The 6,206-nt window shown below is 59.5% G+C and carries 4 protein-coding genes; 2 read left to right on the forward strand and 2 right to left on the reverse strand.

The features are described 5' to 3' along the window. Positions 1 to 90: 90 nt before the first annotated feature. Complete coding sequence (locus tag E6C48_RS07260) at positions 91 to 1,215, reverse strand: acyltransferase family protein (RefSeq protein ID WP_136355570.1); 1,125 nt, start codon at positions 1,213 to 1,215, stop codon at positions 91 to 93. A 205-nt stretch (positions 1,216 to 1,420) separates the two neighbouring features. Further along, positions 1,421 to 2,692 carry an O-antigen ligase family protein gene (locus tag E6C48_RS07265; protein ID WP_136355572.1) on the reverse strand — a complete coding sequence of 424 codons (1,272 nt, stop codon included), beginning with the start codon at positions 2,690 to 2,692 and terminating at the stop codon, positions 1,421 to 1,423. A gap of 224 nt (positions 2,693 to 2,916) precedes the next feature. On the opposite strand from E6C48_RS07265, the gene E6C48_RS07270 reads away from it, so the two are divergent. Both E6C48_RS07270 and E6C48_RS07275 read left to right on the forward strand, forming a co-directional pair. Continuing rightward, on the forward strand, positions 2,917 to 4,530 hold the full coding sequence (locus E6C48_RS07270) for a GumC family protein (RefSeq protein ID WP_136355574.1): 1,614 nt from the start codon (positions 2,917 to 2,919) through the stop codon (positions 4,528 to 4,530). A 529-nt stretch (positions 4,531 to 5,059) separates the two neighbouring features. After that, positions 5,060 to 5,656 carry an IMPACT family protein gene (locus E6C48_RS07275; RefSeq protein WP_136355576.1) on the forward strand — a complete coding sequence of 199 codons (597 nt, stop codon included), beginning with the start codon at positions 5,060 to 5,062 and terminating at the stop codon, positions 5,654 to 5,656. The last annotated feature ends 550 nt before the right edge of the window (positions 5,657 to 6,206 follow it).

Below are 6,206 nucleotides of genomic sequence, written 5' to 3' on the forward strand. Positions count from 1 at the left end.
AAACGCGTGCCAGCGTTGGCGGGCGAGCCGCTTCCCGTCAGGCGATCGATCTCGGCTGTGCCACCGCGAATTGTTGTGTTCTTCCGTTTCTTAACTGCTCAGATGCCTCGACTGCAGGGCAATAGTGGAGAAGGCAGGAACAGTGACGCGATTGGCCGAGCGTTTCGCAATCTCCCTGCCGACCTCGATCAGCGGCTTTTCGACCGCACGATGCAGCACATAGGCAACAGCGATCGAGGCAGCGTAGGAAAGTACGAAAACTGCCATCCAAGGCATCGCAATGTTCAGCTTTGTCATGATCAGCACGACCACGTTCATGGTGAGGACGTGAGTTAGATAAACGGCATAGGTCAAACGACCGGCGGCGGCCAGGGGACGCATGGAAAGCGCCCTGCTGAGGAGCCACTCGCCTTGCGCCAGCCAGAGATTACCGATCAAACCTGCTGCAAAGAAAGCGATACCGACGTTCCACAGATACAAGTGAGGCAAGGCGAGCGAGCCTGTGTAGGAGGCGGCAATTCCGACCAGCGCCAGCCATGCCGTCTTTTGCGACTGGAGCCGAACCCTCAACCTGCCTGACTGTGAGGCCGCGACAGCCAGCGCGGCGCCGAAGCTCAACCCGGCGTAGCCCCGGATGAGCAGTTCCGGGTTTTGCCCGATCCAGATCAAGGACAATAGCGCACTCGCCAGCGCGGTCACGGCAAAGAGCCTGGAGTTCCACAGGAACACCATGATGAACGGCCAGATGATGTAGAATTTTTCTTCTATGCCGAGCGTCCAGGAGTGGCCGAAGAGCGTTCCCGTCTCCTGGTGCATGTATTCGCCGTTGAAGGTCGCGAAATAGGGTAAGCCGTCGCGAAAATTGAGGATCTCCGCATCGCTTCCCGTCAAGAATCCGAGCGCCAGCGCCGCTAGCCCGTAAAGGATGACAGTGAGTGCATAGAGCGGCACGATGCGGAAGACACGACGGATATAGTAGGAAGCCAGTTTGGCTCCTCTGCCGTCATGTGTGTCGTGGATCAGCAGCCAGGTGATCAACCATCCGCTCAAGGCGAAGAAGATATCGACACCGACCGAGCCGTTGATCAGTCGTGGCGTGCCCGGAACATGGTTCGCCACCGTGAACAGGATGCAGATGGCGCGAACCCCGTCGAGTTCGGGCCGGTAACCGGTTCGCATTGCGGTCTTGGCGTTTCCGCCGCGTGTCAAAGCCATCGCAACAAATCCCTGTACCGTTCCAGTTTGGAACAACTCATCCGTCTGTCGTCCGTTGAGAGGGGTAAAGCAAAAGACATGCCAAGCACGGGTGGCGATGTCAGCATTGAGTGAGCGGCCTCTGGTTTGGCCACTTGGCGGTGGAACTCATTGTGATCGCTGGAATGCTCCGATCGGGAGACGGATGATCCCCCGCTCCGCTACATCAGGCTCGTTGCCCGATGGGGCGCCTTTCCGGATCTGGCGTCGGGTGCGGCGGCATGTTTGCGGGTAGGCGAGAAAGTCTGGTCACATAGCCGTATATGCCCAGGGAAATGACGAGGAACATCAGGAAAAACGACGATGTCGAGCGGCCTATCTGGTTCTCGACCAGATTGCTGACCAGGAACATCATCGTGAAGGCGAAGGCGACGCTGAGATAGGCGTCCCTGAGATGACCGACCGAGACGAGAAGCAGCAAAAGGATAAAGCCGATCGCTGTCAGCATCAGCAGCAGGCCAACCAGGCCGCCCTCGATGAGGATGGTGATGTAGCCGTTATGGAAATTATCCAGCACCCAGCCGTGCATGTCCTGGAAAGTGAGCAGCCGTGCCGGTGTCCAGAAGCCGCCGACGCCGAAGCCGAGGAACAGGTGGCTCTGGAGCTGGTCGAGACCGTAGAACCAGAGCGTCGTGCGATTGCTGGTGTTGAGGGTCGTGCCCAACACGCCGATCCTGTCGTCGGTCAGGGAGATGGTCGAGAGCACGAGCTGGATCAGCGGCACCGAAAAGACGACGAGCGCGACGAGGATCAGGCGCTGCAACGTCTTCGGCAGGCGCGAGCAGATGAGCGAGGCAACGCCGACGACCGCGATCAGCTGGCCGCCGCGCGATCCTGAATTGATCAGGCAAACCATGGCGATGGCGATGTTGGCCAGCCGTATCGGCATGGCCAGCCGGCCGAGTCCCACGGGCAGGGCGAGGGCGCCGACCACGACGAAGGCCGAGATTGCTCCCAGCTCGTTCTTTTGCGCGGCAAATCCCTTCCAGTCGCCTTCCAGCTCCCAGCCAGTTTCGATGCCTTGCGCCGGAAACAACACCACGATGATCAGCGATACGACCACGAAGATGCAGGCCAGTGTGTAAAAGACCACGAGAAGCTCATCGAGTCGCTTCAGGTTGACGATGCAGATCGACACCGTAAGGGTGAAAAGGATCAGCACCGCCTTGATCATTCCGTTCGCCCCGCCGTCGCCCCACAGGGCCGACAGCGCCGTATAAAGCAGGAACGCGATCAGCAATGCCCAGTCCGCGGACAACGATACCCTGATGCGCCGCGCGAAATAGGTATAGGCGATCAGCGTCAGCGAGATGCCAGCAAACAGGGCGTAGCGAAGCGGTTCGCCGAGGCTGCCGAGCGGCGAGTCCGGAGCAGGACTCCACATCGAGACGATTACCAGCGCATAGATCGCGACGCTTTCGAATTTCGGGGATGCCATGGCCTGGTCCGAACATCTGCGCGGGCGCGGCCGCGTGCTGCCGCCTGCGGATGCGGTCCGTGCGCTATGATTACCGGGAATGGTAAACAAACTCGGAACCGGGGCGGGGAGGCAACACGCGGGATTGGCCCTCGAAACCGAAAATTAAATACGCTGCCCGTAATGGAATTGAGGGACTTTCCGCGAAGCGCGGAGAGTCGCTGCAACGCGAGGTTCGCATACCGATGAACCAGGACCACGATCAGAGCCCATACGGTACGCAGCAGCGTAACGGATGGGACGCCGTCAGCGCCTATCTGCTGGTCGACCTGCCGCGTCTGTTCTTCTGGCTGCGCAAGGGCGTTCGCTGGATCGTTCTTGCCATGGTCGTCGGTCTGCTGGTGGGCGTGTCGTACTCGATGCTGTCAAAGCCCCGCTACACGGTAACGACCGACATATTGATGAATCCGGCGGGCCTGCAAATCGTCTCAGACGACCTCTTCAGGCAGAACGACCAGCAAAGGGACGCACAGCTTCTCAACGTCGAGAGCAAGCGGCAGACGCTGGTTTCGCGCAGTGTGCTTCTCAGGGCCATCGCCGCGCTCGACCTCGAGAACGATCCGGAATTCGTGCCGCCGCCGTCCGCGTTCAGCATCGGCCGGCTGCTCGGCCGCGCGCCTTCGCAGAGCAACGAAGTAATTGCCCTCGCCAACCTCATGAAACGCCTGAGCGCCCGTCGTGACGAACTTTCCTTCGTCGTCACCCTGTCGGTCTGGACGAACAATGCCGACAAGTCGATCCGCATTTCCGAGGCGATCATCAAGGCGTTCCGGGAAGAGCTGGTTTCGGCCGATTCCGAAGGCGCCGGCCGCACCGTGGATGCGCTGACCGAGCGCATTGGCAAGCTGAAGGCGGACGTCAACGCCGCCGAGGAAGCGGTCGAGGCCTTCCGTCGCGAGAACGGATTGCAGGCTATCCAGGGGGAGCTTGTCTCCTCGCGCTCCATGTCGCAAATCAACCAGCAGCTCGTCGAGGCGCGGCAAAAGCTGATCGCGGCGCAATCGCGCTATCGCGAACTGTCGTCCGGCAACGCCGATGCGGTGGCGATGCAATCGCCGACGGTCTCTGCCCTGCGCACGCAGTATGCGACACTGAAGTCACAGGCGGACGCCCAGTCGATGATTTACGGCCCCCGGCATCCGCGCGCGTCGTCGCAGCAGATCGAATTGCGAGCCCTGCAGCAGGAAATCGACGCCGAGACGAAACGCATCGTGCTCGCTGCCAAGAACGACCTCGATCAGGCGCAATCCAATGCCTCGTCGCTCGAAGCCGAGGCCGCCCGGGCAGGCTCCGGCGTGTTTTCGGACAACGACGCTCAGGTGCGGCTGCGCGAGCTTACGCGGGAAGCGGCGGCCAAAACCGCCATCTACGAGGCCTTCCTTGTCCGTGCGCGCGAAGTCACCGAGCGCCAGCAGCTGGACACGACCAACATCCGTATCATCTCGCCGCCGGTGGAACCCAGGTCCCGCAGCTGGCCGCCTCCAACCATGCAACTGGGTGCCTTCGGCGCGCTGGTCGGGATGGTGCTTGGCATCCTCGGCGTTCTCGGCAGGGGCATCGCCATCGATATGAAGGGGCCGCGTCGGCCGCCTTCCAGGCCTGTGGATTCCACGCGCCGTTCTCCGGCCCAGGCCCGCTTGCACGAACTGCTGCGGACCTCGCCGTCGCATGCTGCTGTTCGCGCGCCGGCTCACGCCCGTTCGCTGCTCGATCCATGGTATGCAAGTGCGCAGGAGTCCCCAGCACCCCATCGGGATGATCCGCGGACATATCGAGCCGCGCCCGCCTATCGCCGATAGGAAGATTTCCGTGGCGGCATCCCAGCCGCCTCGCTTTCGCCCTGCACGAATCATCGGCCGAGGCAGCGACATGGCGTAACTTGCCGACCGATGGCGGCCTGGAACCGGTCAAGGATTTTTGCACGGCTAAATGGACGTCGATGGGATCGCGGACGACTTCGTCGCCTTGCTCAAGGCGACGACATGAACTTGTGCCGGTTCGCGCGCCAGCGCTGCCCTGATCTGCAATAGCCGCTATCGATGGAAATTGGTACGCTCAAGCGGAATCTAACCCCTGTTACCGCCGTGGAAAGGGGCAAAGAAAAGGCCGATCGGATGGCACTACCAGCCTTCGGTACCTACACTTGGCTATGGCCGGCTGTTTGATTCCCGCGATTTTGATGATCCTTGGTGCCGCCGTCGGTGCGATTGTCGGCGGCGACGGAGGTAGCGTCTATGGCGCGGCCTTAGGGCTTGCTGTCGGCGGGATTGCCATGTCTTGCTGATTTTCGTTATGTCTATGGCGAAGCGATAGCCACTCCATGACAGCATGAGCAATCTCAGCACATTGGTCGCCATCGCTACGGCTCGGCAAGAGATCAAAAAGAGCCGTTTTCTCGCGGTCGCCGGGCCAGTCCCCGACGAAGCTGCGGCAAAGGCTTTCATAGAGGCGAATTCGGATCAGACAGCGAACCATAACTGCTGGGCCTGGCGGATCGGGCAAGCCTACCGGTTCAGCGACGACGGCGAGCCAGGCGGAACGGCAGGCAAACCGATCTTGCAGGCTATCGATGGGCAGTCGTTGGATCGTGTCGCCGTTGTCGTCACGCGCTGGTTCGGCGGTGTCTTGCTCGGGAGCGGCGGCCTGGTCCGGGCATACGGTGGCACGGCCGCCATGTGTTTGCGGGAGGCTGAAAAGGTGCTGCTTGTCGATACTGTCGCGGCGACGGTGAAATGCGCCTTCGGTGATCTGGCGCTTGTGCAGGCTCGGCTTGAGGCACTTCCCGGAGCGCAGGTCCGCGTTCAGTCATTCACAGGTACCGGGGCGGAACTGATCGTCTCGGTGCCGGAGGACCTGGCAGACGGCATGGCGCGTATGGTCGCTGATCTGACGAGCGGCCGGGCGGTAATCAAATTCAGCGAATAGCCGTCCCAGCCGCGAGTATCCATAGATCTTACAGAGCAGCGGGGACGAATTGCCCTGCCTGAAGGATTCGCGTCTCGTTTCCAGGCGAATTTCAGAGATTCGTTTGCCACCGTTGACAGCCGTGCAAGAGCGTGAACGGTTCAGCTTTACGTTCGTGGAGCATATTTCGACTGCCCCTTTCTCTATGGATTCGTATTTTAAAATAAAAATAAATATTTATATATTATAATCACTACAATTATTAAATATTATTCTATGTGTCATGATATGATGAATAGATAGTTTTTCTTACTATAATATATTAAATTCTATATTGTTGTCAACAAACCATTGGAAATTCATCTTATTTCTTTCCTCGTCCGTCAAATTGCGAAGAAAAGCGAAAAAAATTAACGTAAGGGTAGGTCACTCCCATGGCGCCGCGAGTTTTAGCATGATATAAAGTGACATTCCGTATCTTGCCAGGGGGGTTGAGATGCTGCGTCCATTCGCTGTGAGTTCGTCATTATTGCGGGAGGCGGCGCAAGAGCCGGGAACTGCTGGAAGGAGC

It is taken from the genome of Ollibium composti (assembly GCF_004801285.1).
Classification (GTDB): Bacteria; Pseudomonadota; Alphaproteobacteria; order Rhizobiales; family Rhizobiaceae; genus Mesorhizobium; species Mesorhizobium composti.